Raw genomic sequence first — 21363 nt, forward strand, 5'->3', positions numbered from 1 at the left:
CAGCAGGCGTACCAGAACTGGTCCAAGGAGATCATGCTGGACTCCGTCTGGACCGCCACCCCGAAGAACTCGGGTGACGTTGTCCGCCTCACCAACTGGGCTCACTCGGTTGGATACACGCTGCGTCCGCGTGGCGCGATGCACGGGTGGACCCCGCTGACGGTCGTCAACGGCGCGTCCGTCGACAAGGTCATCCTCGTCGACACGACCGCGCACCTCAACGGTGTCGTGGTCAACGGCGCAGGCTCCCCCGCCACCGTCACCGCCGGCCCGGGCGCCACCCTCGACGCGATCACCACCGCACTTCAGGACAAGGGCCTCGGCTGGGCGAACCTGCCCGCACCCGGCGTCCTGACCATCGCCGGATGCCTCGCGGTCGACGCGCACGGCGCGGCCCTGCCCGCGGACGGCCAGTCCACGCAGCCCGGCCACACCTACGGTTCGCTGTCGAACCTCATCACCTCGCTGACCGCGGTGGTGTGGAACGGCACCGCGTACGCCGAGCGCAGCTTCTCGCGCAACGACCCGAAGATCAAGCCGCTGCTCACCAACCTCGGCCGCACCTTCATCACGTCGGTGACCCTGCAGGCAGGTCCGAACTTCCGGATGCGCTGCCAGAGCTACACCGACATCACGTGGCAGGACCTGTTCGCCCCGAAGGGCGCCTCGGGCCGCACCTTCGAGAGCTACGTCAAGGCCAACGGTGGCGTCGAGGCGATCTGGTACCCCTTCACGGAGAAGCCGTGGCTCAAGGTGTGGTCGGTGGCGCCGACCAAGCCGGCAAGCTCCAAGGAGGTCACCGGTCCGTACAACTACCCGTTCTCCGACAACCTGCCCGAGGCGGTCACCGACCTGCTCGGACAGATGAACAGCGGCGCACCGGGTATCGCGCCCCTGTTCGGTAAGACGATGTACACGACGACGGTCGCCGGCCTCGCCGCGACGAACGCAACCGACATCTGGGGCTGGTCGAAGGACATCCAGTTCTACATCAAGGCCACCACCCTGCGCCTGACCGAAGGCGGCGGCGCCGTCATCACCAGCCGCGAGAACATCGGCCAGGTCATCCACGACTTCGCCGTGTGGTTCAACGAGCGCATCGAGTTCTACAAGTCCAAGGGCCAGTACCCGCTCAACGGTCCCGTCGAGATCCGCTGCTGTGGCCTGGACCAGCAGGCGGACGTGAAGGTTCCGACGGCAGGCGCTCCGACCATCTCCGCGATGCGTCCCCGCCCGGACCACCCGGAGTGGGACACCGCCATCTGGCTCAACGTCCTCGGCGTCCCCGGCACGCCGGGCATGTTCGCGTTCTACCGCGAGATGGAGCAGTGGATGCGGTCGCACTACACCGGCGACGCCTACACCTTCCGTCCCGAGTGGTCGAAGGGCTGGGCGTTCGGCCCCGAACTGCCGTACACCGACGGCGCCATCATCAGTGGCGCACTGCCGCAGAGCTACCGTGACGGCCTGCCCGGTGGCGACAACTGGGACACCGCGGTCGCGGCGTTCAACGAGTTCGACCCGCACAAGGTCTACAGCAACTCCTTCATGGATCAGCTGCTGCCGTAGCCCTTTCCACGGCGCGGTCGCTCGTGCGGCCCCCGCGGAATCGTCCGAAGGTCCGGCACCCGTCACGGGTGCCGGACCTTCGGCGTTCCTAGCCCGTCACGCGAGCCGCGTTACCCGCATCGATCGGCAGGACGGTTCCGCTGATGTGAGCACCGGCTTCGGCAGCGAAGAACAGCACGGCGCGGGTGATCTCCTCGGCCTCGAGCCACGGGACCGGCTGCGCGTGTAGCGACGCGAAGACGGGCGCGACGTCGTCGGCCGTCGGCTTCTCCAGGTCGGGACGCATCATGGAGTACAGGGCGTCGTTGTGGATCATCGGTGTCGAGATGTTCCCCGGAGCAATGGCATTGACGGTGATGCCGTGCTTCGCGAGGTCGAGCGCCGAGCTCTTCGTCAGCCCGATCACACCCCACTTCGATGCGGAGTAGGCAGCCATGTTGGTGCTGCCCGCCCGGCCGAGCATCGACGAGATCGTCACGATTCGGCCGTACCCGCGCTCGATCATTCCGGGTGCGACGGCCCCGATCGTGTTGAAAACCCCGGTCAGGTTGCTGGCGATCGCCTCGTTCCACTGCGCCGACGTCATCGACTGGACGGGCGCAGCGATCGAGACTCCGGCGTTGGCGACGGCGACGTCGACGCGGCCGAACTCCGATTCGGCGCGCGCAACCAGCGCATCCATCGCTGCCCGGTCCGCGGTGTCGGCCTTGACCGCGATGCAGCGACGACCGGCCGCCTCCACCAGCCGGGCCGTCTCGGCGAGATCGTCCTCGGTGGCGAGTGGATAGAACACCACGTCGCTGTCCTCGCACCGATCGCAGATCACGACGTCCGCGCCACCCTCGGCGAATGCCACCGCGTGCGCCCGTCCCTGCCCGCGAGCGCCACCCGTGATCAGTGCGACCCTGCCGTCGAATTCACCCATGTTCGTCTCCTCGCCTCGTGATTCGGGGCCATCTCTACCCCGATACCCCGGCACACGGGGTCGAACTCCCGGCCACCGGTACCGGCGTCGGGATTGCCCGATTCGTCCGCGTGATGATCGTGGGCTCGTTAGGTTGGTTCCGGCCGTGACCCACCCGACCGAACGACAGGGCAAGTATGGATTCCGCACTCTCCACCACCGCCCTCCCGATAGCCCTGGCGATCATCATGTTCGGCCTCGGGCTCTCCCTCACCGTCTCCGACTTCGCCCGCGTCGCGCGACACCCGAAGGCCGTCGGCATCGCGCTGGTGTGCCAGTTGATCGTGCTGCCTGCGATCGCGTTCGGACTGATCCTGCTGTTCGACCTTCCGGCGCTGCTCGCCGTGGGCATGATGCTGCTCGCCGCCTCCCCCGGCGGCACGACGGCGAACCTGTTCTCCCACCTGTTCCGGGGCGATGTCGCACTCAACGTGTCGCTGACGGCGGTCAATTCGGTGATCGCTGTGGTGACGCTGCCGCTGATCACCAATTTCGCTCTCGGGTACTTCGATCCGCCCGAGGGTGCGAATCTGGGCCTGCAGTTCGCCAAGGTCGTACAGATCTTCGCGATCGTCCTGATCCCGGTCGCACTCGGCGTGTGGGTGCGCCGAATCCGGCCCGCGTTCGCGGATCGGATGGATCGCCCGGTCCGGGTGGGCTCCGCCGTGGTGCTGGCGCTGGTGATCGTCGGCACGGTCGTCGCCGAGCGGGAGAACGTGGGCGGCTATCTCGCCGACATCGGCGTGGTGGTGTTCCTGTTCTGCGTGCTGAGCCTGAGCATCGGGTTCCTGGTTCCGCGCGGACTCGGCGTGACGTATCGGCAGTCCATCGCCTGCTCGATGGAGATCGGAATCCACAACAGCACGCTGGCCATCACCATCGCGATCAGCCTGCTCGACAGCACCCGGATCGCGGTGCCCGCCGCCGTGTACGGCGTGATGATGTTCCCGCTGGCGGCACTGTTCGGCTGGGCGATCACCTACCGCCGCACCGCCCCTGATCAACCGGACGGAGTTTCCGAGCCCTCACCCGGGGCCGCGCCCCGCCGGTAGGCGCTCGGCGTGAAGCCGAGTACCGCACGGAAGTCCGCGCACAGGTGCGCCTGGTCTGCGTATCCCAACTCGGCGGCGACCTGCCCGACGGTGATGCCCGGATCCTCCCGCAGCGCCTGCGCGGCTTCCTGCAGTCGGTAGCGACGGATCATCGCGAGCGGCGGAACGCCCACGTACCGCTGCGCGAGGCGCTGAACCCCGCGCACGGACAGTCCGAGTCGCCGCGCCACGTCCTCGACCCGGATCACCGACCGGTCGGTGGCGATGACGTCCTCCATCGCGTTGGCGAGGTCTCCGTCGGCGTCGGGTGGATCGAGGCGGTCGGCGATCCACGCGGCGTACTCCTCGGCGGCACGCGTCCGACGCGCCGCGGCGTCGGTGATCGTCATCGCCGCCGTGACGTCGTGGATCAGTCCGGGTGCGTCGAAGGCGCTCTCGCTGTCGCGGATGCTCCGCGGATCGATTCCGAGCGACGCGATCCCCGCCGGGCGGAGCAGCGCACCGACCGCCCACCCACGGCCGTGGAGATCACGGTGCGACCGTCGGGTGGTTGGCCCGGTCAGCGTCACCTGAGCCTGCTCGACCGTCAGGTTCGACGCGGGGAACGCCAACACCTCCTGGCGGGACGACCGCCCCGGCGCGAGGTGCCACTCGGGAATCCAGAACCAGCGGACGAGACCCGCCAGCGCCCGAGGCGCCGGTTCCCGGTGAAACGTGGGAAGCCGTGCCGGGTACAGCACGCCCCGACCGTCGATCTCATCCATGTCGCACCGGCCCCCGCATGTCGCGAATCTACAAGCCGCCACCGACACCGCGAACCTAGCGTCGAGTGCATGACCAACAGCATCGCGACCGGCGTGACCGGCGCCCACACCACCGACGGCACCCCCCACGGCTACACCAGCCTCACCCCGTTCCTGGCCGTTCCGAACGCACGGGAGGCAATCGAGTTCTACCGCACCGTCTTCGGTGCACGCGTCGTCGACGTCACCGAGATGGGCGGCATCGTCGTCCACGCCGACCTCGACTTCGGCCAGGGTCGGCTCCAACTCGGTGAACCCAACCCGGAGTACGGACTGGTCGCGGCTCCCGCGGGCGACACGGACTGCTGCGCGATGGGCCTGTACTGCTCGAACGCCGACGAGGTCGTCGAGCGGGCCGAGCGGGCGGGCGCAACCGTCCGCGAGCCGCTGAGCACCTTCGTCTCCGGCGACCGGTACGCGTCCATCCGCGACCCGTTCGGTATCCGCTGGTCGATCATGACCCGCGTCGAGGACCTGTCCGAAACCGAGAGCGCCCGGAGGGTCGCGGAGTGGGCGGCCGGCTAGACGCGTCGCACATGTGCGCGGTGTTGGCAGCCCTGACAGCCGACACCGCGCACATGCGGCGGAGCCGCCCTATATTCGGACAATGGCCCCAGCGATGACGCGGCCCCGGAAATGACGCGGCCGCAGACGGCTCCGATCGTCGACGTCGACCACCTGACCCGCCGATTCGGTGAACGGCGGGGCATCACCGACGTCTCGTTCACCATCGCTCCCGGCGAGGTGTTCGGATTCCTCGGTCCGAACGGGGCGGGTAAGTCGACCACCATCCGCCTGCTGCTCGGCCTGTACCGACCGACGTCCGGTCGGATGCGGGTCTTCGACCACGACCCAACCCACGAGAGTGTTCCCATTCTCCGCCGCGTGGGATACCTGCCCGGTGAGCTGGCACTGCACCCGAAACTGACCGGCGCGCAGCACCTGGAGCGGATCGCCCGGATCCGCGACGTGACCGACGTCGGCTACCGAGACGAGTTGGTACGGCGATTCGGTGCGCAACTCGACCAACCGGTGCGCGCACTGTCGAAGGGAAACCGACAGAAGATCGGACTCGTCCTGGCCTTCATGCACCGACCCGAACTGTTGGTGCTCGACGAACCGACCTCGGGCCTGGATCCGCTGATGCAGAACGAGTTCGCGCGCCTGATCCGCGAAACCGTCGACGACGGTCGCACCGTCCTCCTGTCCTCGCACGATCTGGAGGAGGTACAGGAACTCGCGCATCGGGTTGCCATCATCAAGGAGGGCAGGATCGTCGTCACCGACACCGTCGACGGCCTGCGCCGCACTGCGCCCCGCACCGTCGAGTTCCGGTTCAACCATCCCGTGACCGCCGCCGAGTTCCAGCATTTGCCCGGAGTCGAGGTGCGCGGGATCGACGACGGACGGGTGACGCTGTCGGTGACCGGCGCGGTGTCGGAACTTCTCACGGTCGCGGGAAATCTCGGTGCCGTCGACGTCTCGGCCCGTCGCGCCGACCTCGACGAACTGTTTCTCGGCTTCTACCGTGACGAGCAGAGCGGAGACTGACGATGCGCACCGTCCCAAGGTCGTTCCGCGGGGTCCACTCCGAGATAGCGGCCATCGACCTGCTGCTGCGCCGGAAATCGCTGATCTGGTACGCGTTCGGGATGGGTGTCTACGCCCTCGTCGTCATCGCCCTCTACCCGACGTTCAAGGACGACTCCGGCCTCGACGACTTCGCGTCGAGCAGCGAGACCATGGCCGCACTGTTCGGGATCAGCGGCTCGCTCACCTCACCCGCCGGATGGTTGAACGCGAACATCTACAGCAACTTCCTGCCACTGGTGGTGCTGCTGGTGACGATCGGCTACGGCGCGTCGTGCCTGGCGGGCCAGAACGAGGACGGCACACTCGGTCTGGTCGCCACGGAACCGGTGTCCCGGCGCTCGATCGTGGTGCAGAAGTTCGCGGTGATGGCGCTTCTCGCGATCCCCGTGTGTGTGGTGACCGGATTGTGTGCCCTCGCAGGCAGGTGGTTCGAACTGACCGTCGGAATCGGCGCCCTCGTGGGCACCACCGTCGGCGTCGTCCTGCTCGGCGTCGTGTTCGGCGCGTTGGCGATGACGCTCGGCGCCGTCACCGGAAGCCGAGGCTCCGCCGTCGGCATCACCGCAGCCGTCGCTGCCGCCACCTACCTGCTCAATTCGCTGGCACCGGTGGTGAACTGGCTGCACCCGTTCCGGTTCGTGTCGCCGTTCTTCTACGCCGTCGGCGACAACCAGCTCACCGACGGACTTCCCGTGGCCTGGGCCGCGATCCTGATCGGCATCGCGGCCGTCCTTCTCGTCGCTGCCGTCGCCGCGTTCGAGCGTCTCGACGTCCAGTAGACGACAACGGCGCTCGTGCACGGTTTACGGGGCCCTCGACCCGTAAAACGCGCACGAGCGCCGAAGGTTCCTACGCCGTGAGTACCAGGCCCGACGTCGGGACGCCGGTGCCTGCGGTGACGAGCACGTTCTGCACGTCCGGCACCTGGTTCACGGAGGTACCGCGGATCTGGCGCACGCCCTCGGCGATCCCGTTCATGCCGTGGATGTAGCCCTCGCCGAGCTGGCCGCCGTGGGTGTTCAGCGGCAACCTGCCACCGAGTTCGATTGCGCCGTCGGCGATGAAGTCCTTCGCCTCGCCGCGACCGCAGAACCCGAGTTCCTCGAGCTGCATCAGCACGTAGGGGGTGAAGTGGTCGTACAGGACCGCGGTCTGCATGTCCTGCGGCCGCAGGCCCGACTGCGCCCACAGCTGGTCGCCGACCAGGCCCATTTCCGGGAGACCGCTCAGGCCGTCCCGGTAGTAGCTGGTCATGATGTACTGGTCCGCCCCGCTGCCCTGCGCCGCGGCCGCAATGATCGCGGGCGTGTTCGGCAGGTCCTTGGCACGTTCCGGGGAGGTCACGACGATGGCGATGCCGCCGTCGGTCTCCTGACAGCAGTCCAGCAGGTGCAGCGGTTCGGCGATGTACCGCGAGTTCTGGTGGTCCTCGATGGTGATCGGCTTGCCGTAGAAGAACGCGTTCGGGTTGGTCGCCGCATGCTTGCGGTCGGCAACCGCGACGGCACCGAAGTCCGCGCTGGTCGCGCCGTACACGTGCATGTACCGCTGCGCGATCATCGCGACGAACGACGCCGGGGTGGACAGGCCGTGCGGGTAGGAGAACGCGTTGTCGGTACCCGACGAGTTCACCTGCTGCACGAGAGCCGAATTGACCTGCCCGAAGCGCATTCCCGAACGCTCGTTGAACGCGCGGTACGCGACCACGACATCCGCAACGCCGGTGGCCACGGCCATCGCCGCCTGCTGGATCGTCGCGCAGGCCGCACCGCCGCCGTAGTGGATGCGGGAGAAGAACTTCAGGTTCGGGATGCCGACCGAACGGGCCACGGCCACTTCGGTGTTCGTGTCCATCGTGAACGACGTCAGCCCGTCCACGTCGGACGGCTTCAGGCCCGCGTCGTCGAGTGCGGCCTGCACCGCCTCGGCGGCGAGACGCAGTTCGCTGCGACCGGAGTCCTTGGAGAAGTCGGTCGCACCGATGCCGACGATCGCGGCCTTGCCCGAGAGTGCGTCGCTCATGCGTCCGCTCCGTCCATCACGAGGGTGACCGTCGACTTGATGTGGTCGCCGAGGCTGTCCTTGCCGACGATGTCGAGGGTGACGAGTCCGTCCTCGACGGAGGCGACGGTGCCGGTCAGCGTCAGGGTGTCGTAGGCGTACCAGGGCACACCGAGGCGCAGCTTGATCGACCTGATCACCGCGCGCGGGCCGGCCCAGTCCGTGACGTACCGCTGCACGAGGCCGGTGTCGGTGAGGATGTTGACGAAGATGTCCTTCGACCCGCGCTGCTGCGCCTTGTCCCGGTCGTGGTGGACGTCCTGGAAGTCCCTGGTGGCCAACGCCGTCGACACGATGAAGGTCGGGTCGCCGTGAATGGACAGGGTGGGCAGGGTCTCCCCCACGTTCACCTGCAGGGTCGAGCTCATCACTGCTCCTTCGCGGGACGCCACGCGTACAGCGTCCACGGCTTCTGATCGGTCTCGTCGTCACCGGGCAGGTCGAGGAACTCGACCTGAACGCGGCTTCCGATGGTCACGTCCGCAGGGTCGACGCCACGCAGCTCGCCCAGCATGCGCACACCCTCGTCGAGTTCGACGAGCGCGACGACGAACGGCAGCGAACGTCCGGGCACCTTCGGGGCGTGGTGCACGACGAAGCTGAACACGGTGCCGAGTCCGGATGCGACGACGTAGTCGGTGCGCTCGGTCTTGTCCTTCCAGATCGCGGGCACCGGCGGGTGCTGGAACGATCCGTCGGGACGCTGCTGAATGCGCAGCTCGTGCGCGGCCACACCCTCCCAGAAGAACTCGGTGTCACGCGAAACGGACGGACGCAGCATCCGGGTCGGGTCGAGGTCGTCGAGCGACTCGCCGAGGCTCGACGAGGCCTCGCGCGCCGGCGCGGCCTCCGCCTTGGCGGGCGGTGCGAACTTCAGGATGCGGAACAGCATCTCGGCGACGACCTCGTCGCCGACCTTCCAGAAGTTGCGAGTGGTGAAGAACCAGCCCTCACCGAGGCCCGTCTTCTTCGGTCCCACAACGTCTTCGAGGACGGACTCGATCGTCACCTCTTCGCCGGGACGCAGGTACCGGTGGTAGGTCTGGTCGCAGTTCGTCGCGACGACCGAGGTGTACCCGGCCTCGTCGAGGATCTCGGTCATCCGGCCGAGCGGATCGTCCTCCTCGCGGACGGCACCGAGACCACGCATCGTCCACACCTGCGCCATCGCGGGCGGGGCGACGATGCCGCCGTGGCCGGCAGCGACCGCGGCGTCCTCGTCGACGTAGATGGGGTTCTCGTCGCCGATCGCCTCGACCCAGTTGCGGATCATCGGCATGTTGATCGGATCGCGTCCTGCACGGGCCTTGCTGGCGCCGCCGTCCCGAACCCGCTGCGCCGCAGCCAGGATCGAGGCTTCCTTCTCGCTCACTGGGTTCTCCGTCACGGTCATCGGGGCACCTTCGGCAGTCCGAGCCCGGCCATCGCGATCAGCTCACGCATGACCTCGTTGACGCCACCGCCGAACGTGATCACGACGTTGCGCTTGATCTGCACATCGAGCCAGCGCATCAGCTTCGCGGTCTCGGGATCGCCGGGATCGCCGTGCGCGCCGACGATCTCGTCCGCGATGCGTCCGACCCGCTGGATGCGTTCGGTGGCGAAGACCTTCGTGGCCGACGCGTCGGCGACGTCGACGTCACCGGTCGCGGCGGCGACCTGCCAGTTCAGCAGCTCGTTGAGCCGGTAGGTGGCGTGGATCTCGCCGAGCCCGCGCTGCACGTCCGGCTCGGACAGCAGATCGCGCTTGGCCGCCCACTCGTGCACCTTCTCGTACAGCCCGGCGACACGGCCGGCCGGTCCGAGCATGACGCGCTCGTGGTTGAGCTGGGTGGTGATGAGCTTCCAGCCCTTGTTCTCCTCGCCGACCAGCATGCTCGCGGGCACCTGGACGTCGGAGTAGTACGTGGCGTTGACGTGGTGCGCACCGTCTGCGGTGATGATCGGGGTCCACGTGAAACCGGGATCCTTGGTGTCCACGATCAGGATCGAGATGCCGCGGTGGCGCGAGTCCGCGTCACCGGTGCGCACCGCGAGCCAGATGTAGTCCGCGTCGTGGCCGCCGGTGGTGAAGATCTTCTGGCCGTTGACGACGTAGTGGTCACCGTCGCGGACGGCCGTCGTGCGCAGCGCCGCGAGATCGGTTCCGGCGTCGGGCTCGGAATAGCCGATCGCGAAGTGCACCTCGCCGGCCAGGATCGAGGGCAGGAACTTCTGCTTCTGTTCCTCGGTGCCGTACGTCTGCAGGGTCGGGCCGACGGTCTGCAACGTCACCGACGGCAGCGGAACGTCCGCGCGGACAGCCTCGTTGACGAAGATCTGCTGTTCGATCTCGCCGAAGCCGCGGCCACCGAACTCGGTCGGCCAGCCCACACCGAGCCAGCCGTCCTTACCCATCCGGCGAATCACCTCGCGGTAGGTGGGACCGTGCCGCTCGGTGAGCATGACCTCGGCCTCCTCCGGCGAGATCAGGTTGGCGAAGTAACGGCGCAGTTCCGCCTGCAGCTCACGCTGCTGCGGTGTCAGATCGATGAACACCGGGCCCCCACGAGGTCGAGTCGGGACGAGGCTCCGCCGACGAGGCGGGCCAGGTCTTTGGCAATGGAGAAGTAGCGGTGCATCGGGTAGGTCACGTCGACACCGAGACCACCGTGCAGGTGGTGCAGGGTCCGCATCGCGGCGGGCACCTCGGCGGCGAGCCAGTAGGACAACACCTCGAGATCGCCGTCGGCGGAGCCGAGTTCGATCGCACTGTCGGCGTCGAGCCCCTCGGACACCCGCCACACCGACGCGAGCGCCGCGACGTGCAGGGTCCGGGAGGTGACGTACGCGTCGGCGATCTGCTGCGCGACCGCCTGGAACGTCGCCAGCGGCTTGCCGAACTGTTCGCGGGTACGCAGGTGCTCGGCCGTGAGCGTGGTCGCCCCGGCGAGCAGTCCGTCCGCGTAGGCGCCGATCGCGGCCAACGCGATCCGGTACAGCATCTGGTTGTCGCCGCCGAGAACCTCGGCCGCGGGCACCCGGACACCGTCGAGGCGCACCGAGAACTCGGGTCCACGCGAGGACGTCGAGATCGGTGCGAGGGTGACGCCGTCCGAGGTCGGGTCGACGAGCACGACACCGGCGTCCGTCGGAACGAGGATCCGGTACGCGGTGTCCGCGAACGGCACCGCCACCTTGAGCCCGGTGACGACGACGCCGTCGCCGTCCGCGACCGCGGTGGTCGCGGGCGCGACCGGGAACGCCGCGCCGGGTTCGCACAGGGCCGCGGTCAGCACCCGTCCGGTGCCGACCTCACCGAGCAGCGCGTCCTGCTGCTCGGGTGTGCCGAGTGCGAGCACCGGCAGCAGGCCGAAGCCGAGCGTCGCGAGCGCAGGCACCGGGGCGGCGCCGCGGCCGACCTCGGTGAGCACGGTCGCGACCTCGGGCAGCCCGAGGTCGGCACCGCCGAGGCGCTCGGGAAGCGCCAGCGAAAGCAGGTCTGCCTTCGCCATCGCCTCCCACAGTGCCGGGTTGACGCCACTGGGATCGGCAGGGTCTGAGGCCTCGCGGGCAAGCAGCCCGACGACGATCTCCGCCACCGTTTCCTGAGTCTGATCGAGAGAGAAATCCACGCTGAACATCCCGCCTACGAGTTAGAACGTGTTCCAAGTTGTATCAGGTTCGCCGAGGTCCGACCAGTGGTGGACCCCGCGAACCGGTTCAGGCCTCAGGAACGCGGCAACCCGAGGAGCTGCTCCGCGGCAACCGTGAGCAGGATCTGCTCGGTACCGCCCGCGATCGTCAGGCAGCGCGTGTTGAGGAACTGCTTGGCCAGCGGACCCTCGACCGCACCCACGATGCCCGCGCATTCGAGTCCGAACTCGGCGACGGCCTGCCGGTGCCGCACACCGACCAGCTTCCGCACACTCGACTCCGGTCCGGGATCCTGCCCGTCGATCTGCCGCAGGGTGGTGCGGTGCTCGAGCAGGGAGCCGACCATCGCGTCACCGACGAGGAAGCCGATCCGGTCCTCGACGACGGGGTCGATGCCGCCGCGGGCCGAGAGTTCGAGCAGGTCCTCCATCGCCTTGCCGAGCGACGATCCGCCACTCATCGCGACCCGCTCGTTGGCGAGCGTGGTCCGGGCGAGCTTCCAGCCGCCGTTCACCTGACCGACGACGCAGTCGTCGGGCACGAACACGTCGTCGAGGAACACCTCGTTGAACAGTTCGTCGCCGGTGATCTCACGCAGTGGGGACACCCGGATCCCGGCGCTGCGCATGTCGACGACGAAGTAGGTGATGCCCTTGTGCTTGGGTGCGTCCTTGTCGGTGCGCGCCAGGCAGATCGCCCAGTCCGCCTCGCGGGCGAGCGAGGTCCACACCTTCTGCCCGTTGAGCTTCCAGCCGCCGTCGACCTTGTCGGCCGTGGTGCGCAGGGCGGCGAGGTCGGACCCGGCGCCCGGCTCGGAGAACAGCTGGCACCAGATCAGGTCGCCACGCAGGGTCGGCATCGCGAACCGCTCGATCTGCTCGGCCGTGCCGTGCTGGAGGATGGTCGGCACCGCCCACCAGCCGATCACCAGGTTCGGGGTCTCGAGTCCGGCCCGGGACTGCTCCTCGCCGAACAGGATCTGCTCCGCGGCCTTCGCGGACTTGCCGTACGGCGCGGGCCAGTGCGGGGCCAGGTAACCGGACTCGGCGAACGCGACACGCCGCTCCGCCTCGGGCAGTGCCGCGATCGCCTCGATGTCCGCGCGGACGCCCTCGCGCTGCGACTCCAGGTCGCCGAGGTCGACGGTGAGATGCCTGCGGGCACCGCCGCGGGTGAGTTCGGCGACCCGGGCGCGCCACGCGGCGCCGCCGCCGAGCAGCTGGCGCAGCGAAATCATCCGGCGAAGGTAGAAGTGGGCGTCGTGCTCCCAGGTGAACCCGATGCCGCCGAGCACCTGGATGCAGTCCTTCGCCGTGTCGACGGCCGCGTCCAGCGCGACGGCCGCGGCAACGGCCGCTGCGATCGGCAGCTCCTCGCCCGTCTCGGCCGCGACGGCGGCGTCCCACGCCACGGCACGGATCTGCTCGGTGCGGCACAGCATCTCGGAGCACAGGTGCTTGATGGCCTGGAACGACCCGATCGGCTTGCCGAACTGCTCGCGGATCTTCGCGTACTCGACAGCGGTGGTCAGGCACCAGCCTGCGACGCCCGCGGCCTCCGCCGCGACCAGTGTGGCGGCGAGGTCGCGGACCCGGCCCGCCGGCACGTCGGTGAGCACGCGGTCGCCCGACACCCGCACGCCGTCGCAGGTGACCGTCGCCAGCGGAACGGTGACGTCGACGTTCTGCGCGGCGTCGACCGTCAGCCCCGCCGCACCGGCCTCGACCAGGCACCACACGACGTCGTCGCCGCGCGTCGCGGACAGCAGGACACCGAGGTCGGGTGCGGCGCCGAGCGCGTACCCGGCCGCCCCGCCGAGCACCAGCGACCCGTCGGCCTCGACTGTCGCCGTCACGTTGCCGCCGAGCGCGACACCGACCGGAAGGGCACCCTCGGCGAGTTCCGGCCCCCACTGCTTGGCGGCGGGTTCGCCACTGCGACCGACGACGAGCGCGGCCAGTGCCGTGGAGAGAACAGGGCCGGAGGCCAGGGCTCCCGCGGTGGCCTCGAGCATGGCGGCGAGGTCGACGACCTCACCGTCCGCGCCGCCCACTTCCTCGGACTGGGCGACCATGAACACGCCGAGTTCGGCGAGCGCATCCCAGTGCGTCCGCCACGAATCGGCCGGTCCCTGACGCAACGTCTCGACCGGGTTCGCGGAGCGCGCCCAGGACCGAATCGATTCCTGCACTGCTCGCTGCTCGTCTGTCGTGGCTATCGTCACAAGCCTGGTCGCCCTTCTCAGTACTGACAAAACCGTCTAGAACGTGTTCTAATCTCTTAGTCGGCTCTCAGTCAAGACCGGGCCCGCACATAGCTCCCCTAGCGATTTCAAGGAAGTTGTTGATGACCTCCTCCCCCCGCACGCGTCCGGCCGCGAAGGCCGGGACGAACGGCGCCGTCTCCACCCTGACGGACGACGACCTGAGCTCCAACGCCCAGCGCGAACGCCGCAAGCGCATCCTCGACGCTACGCTCGCGCTCGCGTCCAAGGGCGGGTACGAAGCCGTTCAGATGCGGGCAGTCGCAGAACGCGCCGACGTCGCCGTCGGCACCCTGTACCGGTACTTCCCGTCGAAGGTGCACCTGCTCGTCTCGGCCCTGGCCCGCGAGTTCGAGAAGATCGACGCGCGCAGGCGGATGCCCCCCGGCGAGAGCCCGATCGAGCGCATGCACCTGATCCTCGGACAGATCACCCGCGCCATGCAGCGCGACCCGCTGCTCACCGAAGCGATGACCCGGGCGTTCATGTTCGCAGACGCCTCCGCCGCCGCCGAGGTCGACCAGGTCGGTCGCCTGATGGACTCGCTGTTCGCCCGCGCGATGAGCGACGGCGTCCCCTCCGAAGAGCAGCTCCAGATCGCGCGCGTCGTCTCCGACGTGTGGCTGTCGAACCTCGTCGCGTGGCTGACGCGACGGTCGTCGGCGACCGATGTCGCGAAGCGTCTGGAACTGACTGTCGAACTGTTGCTCGGTGGCTACAAGGATCAAGCGGGATCGTAAGTAGACTCTGCGCAGTGAGTGCGCAGGATCTACCAGTCGAGCTCCGACGACGTCTCGTCGCCATCGCGCGGACGCCGCGTCTCCTCGTGGCGTCCGACTACGACGGCACCATGGCGCCGATCGTGTCGGACCCGTCCAAGGCGTTTCCCCACGCGGACGCGGTGCGTGCCATGCGCGCGCTGGCGATCCTCCCGGGGACGACGTCCGCAGTGATCTCCGGTCGTGCGCTGCGCGACCTGGCGATGCTCTCGCGGCTCCCGGTCGAGGTGCAGCTCGTGGGCAGCCACGGTTCCGAGTTCGACGTCGGATTCGTCCACGAGATCAGCGACGACGCCCAGAGGTTGCTGCGCGAGGTCACCGCCGAACTGCAGGCGATCGCCCAGGAGGCCCCCGGCGTCGCCGTCGAGACGAAGCCGGCCAGCGCGGCGCTGCACGTGCGCAACGCGGACCCGGACGTCGGCGAGCGCGCCCTCGAGCGGGTGCGGCAGGGCGCCGCCAAGTGGAATGGCGTCCAGGTGACCGAGGGCAAGGCCGTCATCGAACTCGCCGTGATCGTCACCGACAAGGGTGAGGCCCTGGACATCCTGCGGCACCGGGAAGGTGCGGCCGCCGCCGTGTTCTTCGGCGACGACGTCACCGACGAGAAGGCGTTCGCACGCCTGCAGGGCCCCGACATCGGCGTCAAGATCGGCCCCGGGGACTCGCTCGCCGAGTTCCGCATCGACAACACCGAGGACGTCGGCACCGCGCTCGCCTTCCTCCTCGAGGAGCGGCGTACCTGGCTCCATGGCGAGAACGCACCCCCGATCGAGCGGCTGACGATGCTCGCCAACCCGCGGACCGTCGCCCTGCTGACACCCGACGCGTCCGTCACCTGGCTGTGTCATCCGGAACCCGACTCCGCCGCCGTGTTCGCGCACCTCCTCGGTGGCGTCGGCGCCGGCCACTTCAGCATCGAGCCGCACCGCGCCGGGCTGCCCCTGAGCCAGCGGTACGTCGACGGCACGATGACGGTCCGGACCAGCTGGGCGAGCCTGCAGGTCACCGACTACCTGCCGCACGACGTCCCCACCGGGCGCACCGAACTGACCCGCGTCATCACCGGCCGCGCGAAGGCGGTCGTGACGTTCGCGCCGCGTCCCGAGTTCGGTCAGGTCCAGATCCACCTCGAGAAGGAGGAGGACGGCCTGCGGGTGTACGGCTCCAACGACCCGATGGTGCTCCGATCGCCGGGCGTCGCGTGGGAGATCACCAGCGACGGCGTCCAGCAGACCGCGCACGCCGTCATCGATCCGAGCGACGGTCCCGTCGTCCTCGAACTACGGTGCGGCACAGCCGACCTGACGTCGTCGGTCACGCCGGAAGCCGAGCGCCGCAGCGAGGCGGAGGCGTACTGGCGGGACTGGGCGGACGGCCTGACGCTGCCGTCCCGCAAGACCGGACTGATGAAGCGGTCGGCGTTGACGCTGCGCGGACTCGTCCACGCCGACTCGGGGTCGATCCTGGCCGCCGCGACCACGTCACTGCCGGAGGATCTCGGCGGTGTCCGCAACTGGGACTACCGCTACTGCTGGCTGCGTGACGCGTCGATGACCGCCTCGGCCCTCGTGGCACTCGGGTCGCTCGGCGAGGCGGAGGCGTTCCTCGAGTGGGTGCACCGCGTCCTCGACACCCTGCCCGGGCCGGAACGCCTGCATCCGCTGTACACGATCCAGGGCTCCAACCTGCCGCCCGAGGCCGTCATCGACTCACTCCCCGGATACGGCGGTTCGCGGCCTGTCCGCGTCGGCAACGCCGCGAACTCGCAGGTCCAGCTGGACGTGTTCGGGCCGATCGTCGAACTCATCGCGCATCTGGCGCATGCCCGCCGCGACAAGGGCATCACAGAGGCGCTGACGGACCGGGACTGGAACCTGGTGCTGGCCATGGTGTCCGCGGTGGAACGCCGCTGGTCCGAACCCGACAACGGCATCTGGGAGATCCGCGGGAACCCGCGTCACCACGTGTACTCGAAGGTCATGTGCTGGGTGACGGTGGACCGGGCCCTGGCCCTGGCCGCCGAGTTCGGGCGCGACGCCGGGACCGGTTGGGCGGCGCTCAGGCGCGAGATCTCCGACGAGGTCAGGGACCGAGGCTGGAGTGACCGCGCCAACTCGTTCACCGCCGCGTACGACGGAACCGACCTCGACGCCGCGACCCTCTACATCGGGCTGTCGGGGCTGATCGACCCGTCCGATCCGCGATTCGCGGCGACCGTCACCGCCACCGAGGCCGAATTGCGCAGCGGTGCAACGGTGTACCGGTACCACCACGACGACGGCCTGCCCGGCGGCGAGGGTGGGTTCCACCTCTGTGCGGCCTGGCTCGTCGAGGCATACCTGCTGATCGGGCAGCGCGCCGACGCCGAAGCCCTGTTCGCGCAGCTGGTTGCCGCGGCGGGCCCGACCGGACTGCTCGCGGAGGAGTACGACCCGGTCGCCGAACGATCGCTGGGCAATCACCCGCAGGCGTACAGCCACATCGGCCTGCTCCGCTGCGCCCAGCTTCTGAGCTAGGCAGCTGCATCCCCCGACAAGCGGAATAGGTGCCCCTTCTCGTGGCGCCTATTCCGCCGGGCCCCGCTGCCAGGTGCGAGGCGGGGCGGCGGTGTGCCCGCGAATCAGTTCCGTGTCGAGGATCTCGACGCTCGGGACACCCGAATGCGAATCGCGCAGCAGCAGCGCGCCTGCTCGGCGTCCCTTCTCCTCGGCCGGCTGACGCACTGTTGTCAGACCCGTGGCGAGCGCCTCGGGAACGCCGTCGAAACCGGTCACGGACAACTCGGAGGGCACGTCGATGCCGCGCCACCGCGCGAATTCCCGTGCACCGAGCGCCAGTACGTCGGTCGTACAGATCAGCGCCGTGATGTCGGGGTTGATCGCGAACGTGCGTTCCGCGGCCGCATGGCCCGCATTCACCGTGTGCTCGGAACTCTCCACGACCGTCAACGTCGCCGGGTCGAGACCGACCGCCAGCATCGCGTCCTGCACACCCGCGATGCGCTCGCGCTGCACGTGGAAGTGCGGGGACCGCAATCGTTCCGCGTCGGCCCGGCCGTCGCGGGCGTCGTGCCCCAGGCGCATACACAGCACCCCGACACGGGTGTGCCCGAGAGCGAGCAGGTAGTCGGCGAGTTCCCGCATCGCGCCGCGGTCGTCGATGCCGACCAGGGACGCACCCTCGATCTCGCGAGGCTGGTCGCACACGACCATGGGCAGTCGCCGTTCGAGGACGGCAGCGAGATACGGGTCGTCGTCGGCAACGGAGTAGACGACGAACCCGTCCACTCCGGCCTGTTGGACGACGGCCGCCGCCTCGACGTCGTCGCGTCCGGGGCCGGCGGGAATGAGCAGCAACCCCTGCCCGACCTCCTCGCAGGATTCGCTGAGCCCGGCGACGAAGCTCGTCGCCGCGGGGTCTCGGAACGAGTAGCTGAGCGCCTCGGTGAGCAGGAGACCGACCGCGCCCGCCTTCCGGGTGCGCAGTGAGCGCGCGACCGGGTCCGGACCGGGGTAGCCGCGACGCTTGGCCGCTTCGAGAACCCGGGTACGGAGCTCGGCGGACAATTGGTCCGGCCGGTTGTACGCATTCGAGACGGTCGTGCGGGAGACCTTCAACTCGGCGGCCAGGGACGCCAGAGTCGCCTGACGACGCGGATGACCGGAGCGGGGCATATCGGGACGGTACTGGGTGCCCTGCGTGATCGAAAGCACGACCCCGCCAATGTACAACGGAAACGGTTTCCATTAATATTTACGCCATGCCCCTCACACCCCACGCACGTCGCCGTGCCCACACCCGTCGTCACCGACGAACCGGACGCGCGACCGCGGTGACAGTGGGGCTGACCATGGCCACCGCGCTGGTTCTCGCCGGCTGCAGCGCCACCTCCGCCGACGACGACGGCCGCATCAGCGTCGTCGCCTCGACCAACGTGTGGGGATCCGTCGCCGCCGCCGTCGCGGGCGACCGTGCCGACGTCACCGCGATCATCACCGAACCCTCCGCCGATCCGCACTCGTACGAGGCAAGCCCGCGCAACGCCGCCGACGTCACCGATGCCGACCTCGTCGTCTACAACGGTGGCGGCTACGACGAGTTCATCGACGACATCCTCGCGGCCGAGGGCGACAAGCCGACCGTCAACGCCTTCGAACTGCACGGCGCGGAATCCGACCTGCATGCCGGGCACGACCACGAAGCCGAAATCGACACGGCAGCAACCGGAGCGGCCGCGCACGATGCGGCCGAGGACGCCGACTCCCACGCGGGTCACGGTCACAGCCACGGGGGCGTCAACGAACATGTCTGGTACGACGTCGCCACCGTCGACACCGTCGCCCACTCGATCGCAGCGGAACTGAGCGCACTCGACCCCGCCAACGCCGACGCCTACACCGCGAACGCCGAAGCGTTCCACGGGAAACTGCACGACGTGTCCGCGATCACGGCCGACATCGCCGCGAAGCACCCGCATACGCCGGTCGCCCAGACCGAGCCCACCGCCTTCTACCTCCTCGCGGCCGCAGGACTCGACGACCGCACCCCCGAGGACTTCACCCGCGCGATCGAGGAAGGCAACGACCCGCCGCCCGCCGCGATCGCCGCGACCCGGGACCTGATGGGCGCCAAGCAGGTTGCCGTCCTCGTCTACAACAGCCAGACCGAGGACAAGGTCACCCGCGACATGCGCTCGGCCGCCGAAGCAGCGGGCATCCCCGTCGTCGAGGTCACCGAAACCCTGCCCGAAGGCGTCGATTACGTGCAGTGGCAGGTCTCGATCGCCGAGCAGCTCGCCGCCGCCCTCGACGGCACATCCGTCGAGGCGTCCGAGTGACCGCGACACCCACGGTCGCCCTGCAGGGCGCCGAACTGTCCTACGGACCCCGCACCCTGTGGTCGGGACTCGACCTGGATGTCGCGCCAGGCGAATTCGTCGCGGTCCTCGGCCCCAACGGGTCCGGCAAGACCTCGCTGCTGAAGATGTTGCTCGGGCAGGTGCCGCTGACGTCCGGGACCGCCCGCATCGCCGGTGAACCCGTCCGCGCGGGAAACCCGCACATCGGCTACATCCCGCAGCAGAAGACGATGGACGAGGGACTGCCGCTGCGCGGCCGCGACCTCGTCGGACTCGGCGTCGACGGGCACAGTTGGGGCCTCGGATTTCGCGGTCGACGCGCCAGGAACGCCATCGTCGACGCCGCCATCGCCGAAGTCGGAGCGCAGGCGTACGCGGGTGCACCGATCGGCGCACTGTCCGGAGGCGAGCAGCAGCGGCTGCGCGTCGCGCAGGCACTCGTGGGAGACCCCAGCGTCCTGCTGTGCGACGAACCGCTCCTGAGCCTCGACCTCGCGAACCAGCGACGTGTCGCCGACCTCATCGACGCCCGGCGCCGCAGCCACGACACCGCGGTCCTGTTCGTCACCCATGAGATCAACCCGATCCTGCCGCTCGTCGACCGCGTCCTGTACCTCGTGGACGGACGCTTCCGCATCGGTACCGCCGCCGAGGTGATGACCTCCGAGGTGCTCTCCGAGCTGTACCGAACCGAGGTCGAGGTGCTGCGCGTCCGCGACCGACTCGTCGTCGTCGGTACCGGCGACGCCATCGACGCGCTCGGCGGCGCGGGCGAACTGAGCACCGACTGCGCACACCACGAGGACCACGCATGAACGACAAACTGTCCGAGGCGTTCGGCAACATGCTCGACTGGCAGACGACTCTCGACCTGCTCCAGTACGACTTCGTCCAGCAGGCGATCCTCGCCGCCGCGATTCTCGGGCTCCTCGCGGGCGCCATCGGTCCGCTCATCATCAGCAGGCAGATGTCCTTCGCGGTGCACGGAACGAGCGAGCTGTCGCTGACCGGCGCGTCCGCCGCCCTCCTCGCAGGCATCAGCGTCGGCGTCGGTGCCATCATCGGATCCGTCGTCGCCGCAGTGCTTTTCGCACTGCTCGGAAGCAAGGCCCGTGAACGGGACTCCGTCATCGGTGTCATCATGTCGTTCGGTCTCGGCCTGTCCGTCCTGTTCATGTGGCTCTACCCGGGCCGCACCGGCACAAGTTTCTCCCTGCTCGTCGGCCAGATCGTCGGCGTCGGCAACGAGGGACTGCAACTGCTGTTGGTGTGCGCGGTGGTCGTTCTCGCCGTCCTCGCCGTCGTGTACCGGCCGCTGCTCTTCGCGAGCACCGACCCCGACGTCGCGCGGGCCCGCGGCGTCCCGATCCGCGGACTGTCGCTGGTGTTCGCGGTGCTCGTCGGCGTCGCCGCCGCCCTCGGCGTGCAGATCGTCGGCGCGCTGCTGGTGCTGTCGCTGCTCATCACCCCCGCAGCCGCGGCCGCCCGCGTCACCTCCAGCCCACTGAAGACCACCCTGCTGGCGATCCTGTTCGCCGAACTCGCCGCGGTCGGCGGAATCGTGCTGTCCCTCGCCCCCGGCGTGCCGGTGTCGACATTCGTCACCACCATCTCGTTCGTGATCTACCTGATCTGCCGCCTCATCGGGTCGCGGCGCCGCGCGCACTCGGGGCGGCTCGTCGCGGCCTGATGTGCGGGGCGGCTCGTCGCGGCCTGATGTGCGGGGCGGCTTGTCGCGGCCTGGTGTTCGGGGCGGCATGCCGTCGCGGCGGCCTAGTCTGGGGT

General features: G+C 69.0%; 19 protein-coding genes. 10 read left to right on the forward strand and 9 right to left on the reverse strand.

Features of this window, described 5'->3' with window-relative positions; genetic code table 11:
* On the forward strand, positions 1-1569 hold a 1569-nt coding region (locus FFS72_RS11615; protein ID WP_137874089.1), incomplete at its 5' end, for a cholesterol oxidase substrate-binding domain-containing protein.
* Positions 1570-1657: 88 nt separating this feature from the next.
* On the opposite strand, the gene FFS72_RS11620 is transcribed toward FFS72_RS11615, so the two are convergent.
* Positions 1658-2494 carry a mycofactocin-coupled SDR family oxidoreductase gene (locus FFS72_RS11620; RefSeq protein ID WP_137874090.1) on the reverse strand — a complete coding sequence of 279 codons (837 nt, stop codon included), beginning with the start codon at positions 2492-2494 and terminating at the stop codon, positions 1658-1660.
* A gap of 176 nt (positions 2495-2670) precedes the next feature.
* On the opposite strand from FFS72_RS11620, the gene FFS72_RS11625 reads away from it, so the two are divergent.
* Positions 2671-3585 (forward strand): bile acid:sodium symporter family protein, encoded by a 915-nt coding sequence (locus tag FFS72_RS11625; protein WP_137874091.1) that lies wholly within the window; start codon positions 2671-2673, stop codon positions 3583-3585.
* Here FFS72_RS11625 and FFS72_RS11630 read toward each other — a convergent pair.
* Positions 3534-4349: an AraC family transcriptional regulator gene (locus tag FFS72_RS11630; RefSeq protein WP_137874092.1), complete on the reverse strand. Its 816-nt coding sequence runs from the start codon at positions 4347-4349 to the stop codon at positions 3534-3536. The two genes, FFS72_RS11625 and FFS72_RS11630, sit on opposite strands and share 52 nt — an antisense overlap.
* A gap of 69 nt (positions 4350-4418) precedes the next feature.
* Between FFS72_RS11630 and FFS72_RS11635 the strand changes: the two genes are divergently transcribed.
* From FFS72_RS11635 to FFS72_RS11645, 3 genes are all read left to right on the forward strand, one after another.
* The gene (locus tag FFS72_RS11635) at positions 4419-4913 is read left to right on the forward strand and encodes a VOC family protein (protein ID WP_137874093.1); all 495 of its coding nucleotides are present in this window, start codon (positions 4419-4421) and stop codon (positions 4911-4913) included.
* Between the two features lie 111 nt (positions 4914-5024).
* A complete protein-coding gene (locus FFS72_RS11640; RefSeq protein WP_137874094.1) occupies positions 5025-5939 on the forward strand; it encodes an ABC transporter ATP-binding protein in 915 nt (304 codons plus the stop codon).
* A 2-nt stretch (positions 5940-5941) separates the two neighbouring features.
* Complete coding sequence (locus tag FFS72_RS11645) at positions 5942-6760, forward strand: DUF2705 family protein (protein ID WP_137874095.1); 819 nt, start codon at positions 5942-5944, stop codon at positions 6758-6760.
* A 70-nt stretch (positions 6761-6830) separates the two neighbouring features.
* On the opposite strand, the gene FFS72_RS11650 is transcribed toward FFS72_RS11645, so the two are convergent.
* The 6 genes from FFS72_RS11650 to FFS72_RS11675 form a co-directional block, all read right to left on the reverse strand.
* Positions 6831-8003 carry a lipid-transfer protein gene (locus tag FFS72_RS11650; RefSeq protein WP_050063623.1) on the reverse strand — a complete coding sequence of 391 codons (1173 nt, stop codon included), beginning with the start codon at positions 8001-8003 and terminating at the stop codon, positions 6831-6833.
* Positions 8000-8410, reverse strand: a complete 411-nt coding sequence (locus FFS72_RS11655; RefSeq protein WP_050063622.1) for a MaoC family dehydratase — start codon at positions 8408-8410, stop codon at positions 8000-8002. Before FFS72_RS11655 ends, FFS72_RS11650 begins: the two co-directional genes overlap by 4 nt.
* Positions 8410-9435: a bifunctional MaoC family dehydratase N-terminal/OB-fold nucleic acid binding domain-containing protein gene (locus tag FFS72_RS11660; RefSeq protein ID WP_137874096.1), complete on the reverse strand. Its 1026-nt coding sequence runs from the start codon at positions 9433-9435 to the stop codon at positions 8410-8412. The genes FFS72_RS11655 and FFS72_RS11660 overlap by 1 nt, the downstream gene beginning before the upstream one ends.
* Positions 9432-10580: an acyl-CoA dehydrogenase family protein gene (locus FFS72_RS11665; protein ID WP_137874097.1), complete on the reverse strand. Its 1149-nt coding sequence runs from the start codon at positions 10578-10580 to the stop codon at positions 9432-9434. The genes FFS72_RS11660 and FFS72_RS11665 overlap by 4 nt, the downstream gene beginning before the upstream one ends.
* Entirely contained in the window at positions 10565-11656 is a 1092-nt protein-coding gene (locus FFS72_RS11670; RefSeq protein WP_137874098.1) for an acyl-CoA dehydrogenase family protein, read from the reverse strand. Before FFS72_RS11670 ends, FFS72_RS11665 begins: the two co-directional genes overlap by 16 nt.
* Before the next feature lie 95 nt (positions 11657-11751).
* Positions 11752-13902: an acyl-CoA dehydrogenase family protein gene (locus FFS72_RS11675; protein WP_137874099.1), complete on the reverse strand. Its 2151-nt coding sequence runs from the start codon at positions 13900-13902 to the stop codon at positions 11752-11754.
* Positions 13903-14024: 122 nt separating this feature from the next.
* On the opposite strand from FFS72_RS11675, the gene kstR reads away from it, so the two are divergent.
* A complete protein-coding gene (kstR, locus tag FFS72_RS11680) occupies positions 14025-14681 on the forward strand; it encodes a cholesterol catabolism transcriptional regulator KstR (protein WP_050063618.1) in 657 nt (218 codons plus the stop codon).
* 14 nt (positions 14682-14695) lie between these two features.
* Entirely contained in the window at positions 14696-17236 is a 2541-nt protein-coding gene (gene otsB, locus FFS72_RS11685) for a trehalose-phosphatase (RefSeq protein WP_137874100.1), read from the forward strand.
* Positions 17237-17284: 48 nt separating this feature from the next.
* Here otsB and FFS72_RS11690 read toward each other — a convergent pair whose 3' ends face one another.
* Positions 17285-18394 carry a LacI family DNA-binding transcriptional regulator gene (locus FFS72_RS11690; protein ID WP_137874101.1) on the reverse strand — a complete coding sequence of 370 codons (1110 nt, stop codon included), beginning with the start codon at positions 18392-18394 and terminating at the stop codon, positions 17285-17287.
* Between the two features lie 86 nt (positions 18395-18480).
* Here FFS72_RS11690 and FFS72_RS11695 point away from each other — a divergent pair, with 86 nt between their 5' ends.
* The 3 genes from FFS72_RS11695 to FFS72_RS11705 are packed head-to-tail and all read left to right on the forward strand — an operon-like array spanning position 18481 to position 21268.
* Complete coding sequence (locus FFS72_RS11695; protein ID WP_137874102.1) at positions 18481-19557, forward strand: metal ABC transporter solute-binding protein, Zn/Mn family; 1077 nt, start codon at positions 18481-18483, stop codon at positions 19555-19557.
* On the forward strand, positions 19554-20393 hold the full coding sequence (locus tag FFS72_RS11700) for a metal ABC transporter ATP-binding protein (protein WP_137874103.1): 840 nt from the start codon (positions 19554-19556) through the stop codon (positions 20391-20393). The genes FFS72_RS11695 and FFS72_RS11700 overlap by 4 nt, the downstream gene beginning before the upstream one ends.
* The gene (locus FFS72_RS11705) at positions 20390-21268 is read left to right on the forward strand and encodes a metal ABC transporter permease (RefSeq protein WP_137874104.1); all 879 of its coding nucleotides are present in this window, start codon (positions 20390-20392) and stop codon (positions 21266-21268) included. Before FFS72_RS11700 ends, FFS72_RS11705 begins: the two co-directional genes overlap by 4 nt.
* Positions 21269-21363: the final 95 nt, after the last annotated feature.

Source organism: Rhodococcus sp. Q (genome assembly GCF_005503035.1).
GTDB lineage: Bacteria > Actinomycetota > Actinomycetes > Mycobacteriales > Mycobacteriaceae > Rhodococcus_G.

Bases quoted from the DNA above. Each gene is read 5' to 3' on its own strand.
- FFS72_RS11645 (WP_137874095.1), top strand. From the start codon at position 5,942: ATGCGCACCGTCCCAAGGTCGTTCCGCGGGGTCCACTCCGAGATAGCG.
- FFS72_RS11690 (WP_137874101.1), bottom strand. From the start codon at position 18,394: ATGCCCCGCTCCGGTCATCCGCGTCGTCAGGCGACTCTGGCGTCCCTG.
- FFS72_RS11695 (WP_137874102.1), top strand. From the start codon at position 18,481: ATGCCCCTCACACCCCACGCACGTCGCCGTGCCCACACCCGTCGTCAC.
- FFS72_RS11620 (WP_137874090.1), bottom strand. From the start codon at position 2,494: ATGGGTGAATTCGACGGCAGGGTCGCACTGATCACGGGTGGCGCTCGC.
- FFS72_RS11630 (WP_137874092.1), bottom strand. From the start codon at position 4,349: ATGGATGAGATCGACGGTCGGGGCGTGCTGTACCCGGCACGGCTTCCC.
- FFS72_RS11660 (WP_137874096.1), bottom strand. From the start codon at position 9,435: ATGACCGTGACGGAGAACCCAGTGAGCGAGAAGGAAGCCTCGATCCTG.
- FFS72_RS11705 (WP_137874104.1), top strand. From the start codon at position 20,390: ATGAACGACAAACTGTCCGAGGCGTTCGGCAACATGCTCGACTGGCAG.
- FFS72_RS11655 (WP_050063622.1), bottom strand. From the start codon at position 8,410: ATGAGCTCGACCCTGCAGGTGAACGTGGGGGAGACCCTGCCCACCCTG.
- FFS72_RS11635 (WP_137874093.1), top strand. From the start codon at position 4,419: ATGACCAACAGCATCGCGACCGGCGTGACCGGCGCCCACACCACCGAC.
- kstR (WP_050063618.1), top strand. From the start codon at position 14,025: ATGACCTCCTCCCCCCGCACGCGTCCGGCCGCGAAGGCCGGGACGAAC.
- FFS72_RS11625 (WP_137874091.1), top strand. From the start codon at position 2,671: ATGGATTCCGCACTCTCCACCACCGCCCTCCCGATAGCCCTGGCGATC.
- FFS72_RS11640 (WP_137874094.1), top strand. From the start codon at position 5,025: ATGACGCGGCCGCAGACGGCTCCGATCGTCGACGTCGACCACCTGACC.
- FFS72_RS11650 (WP_050063623.1), bottom strand. From the start codon at position 8,003: ATGAGCGACGCACTCTCGGGCAAGGCCGCGATCGTCGGCATCGGTGCG.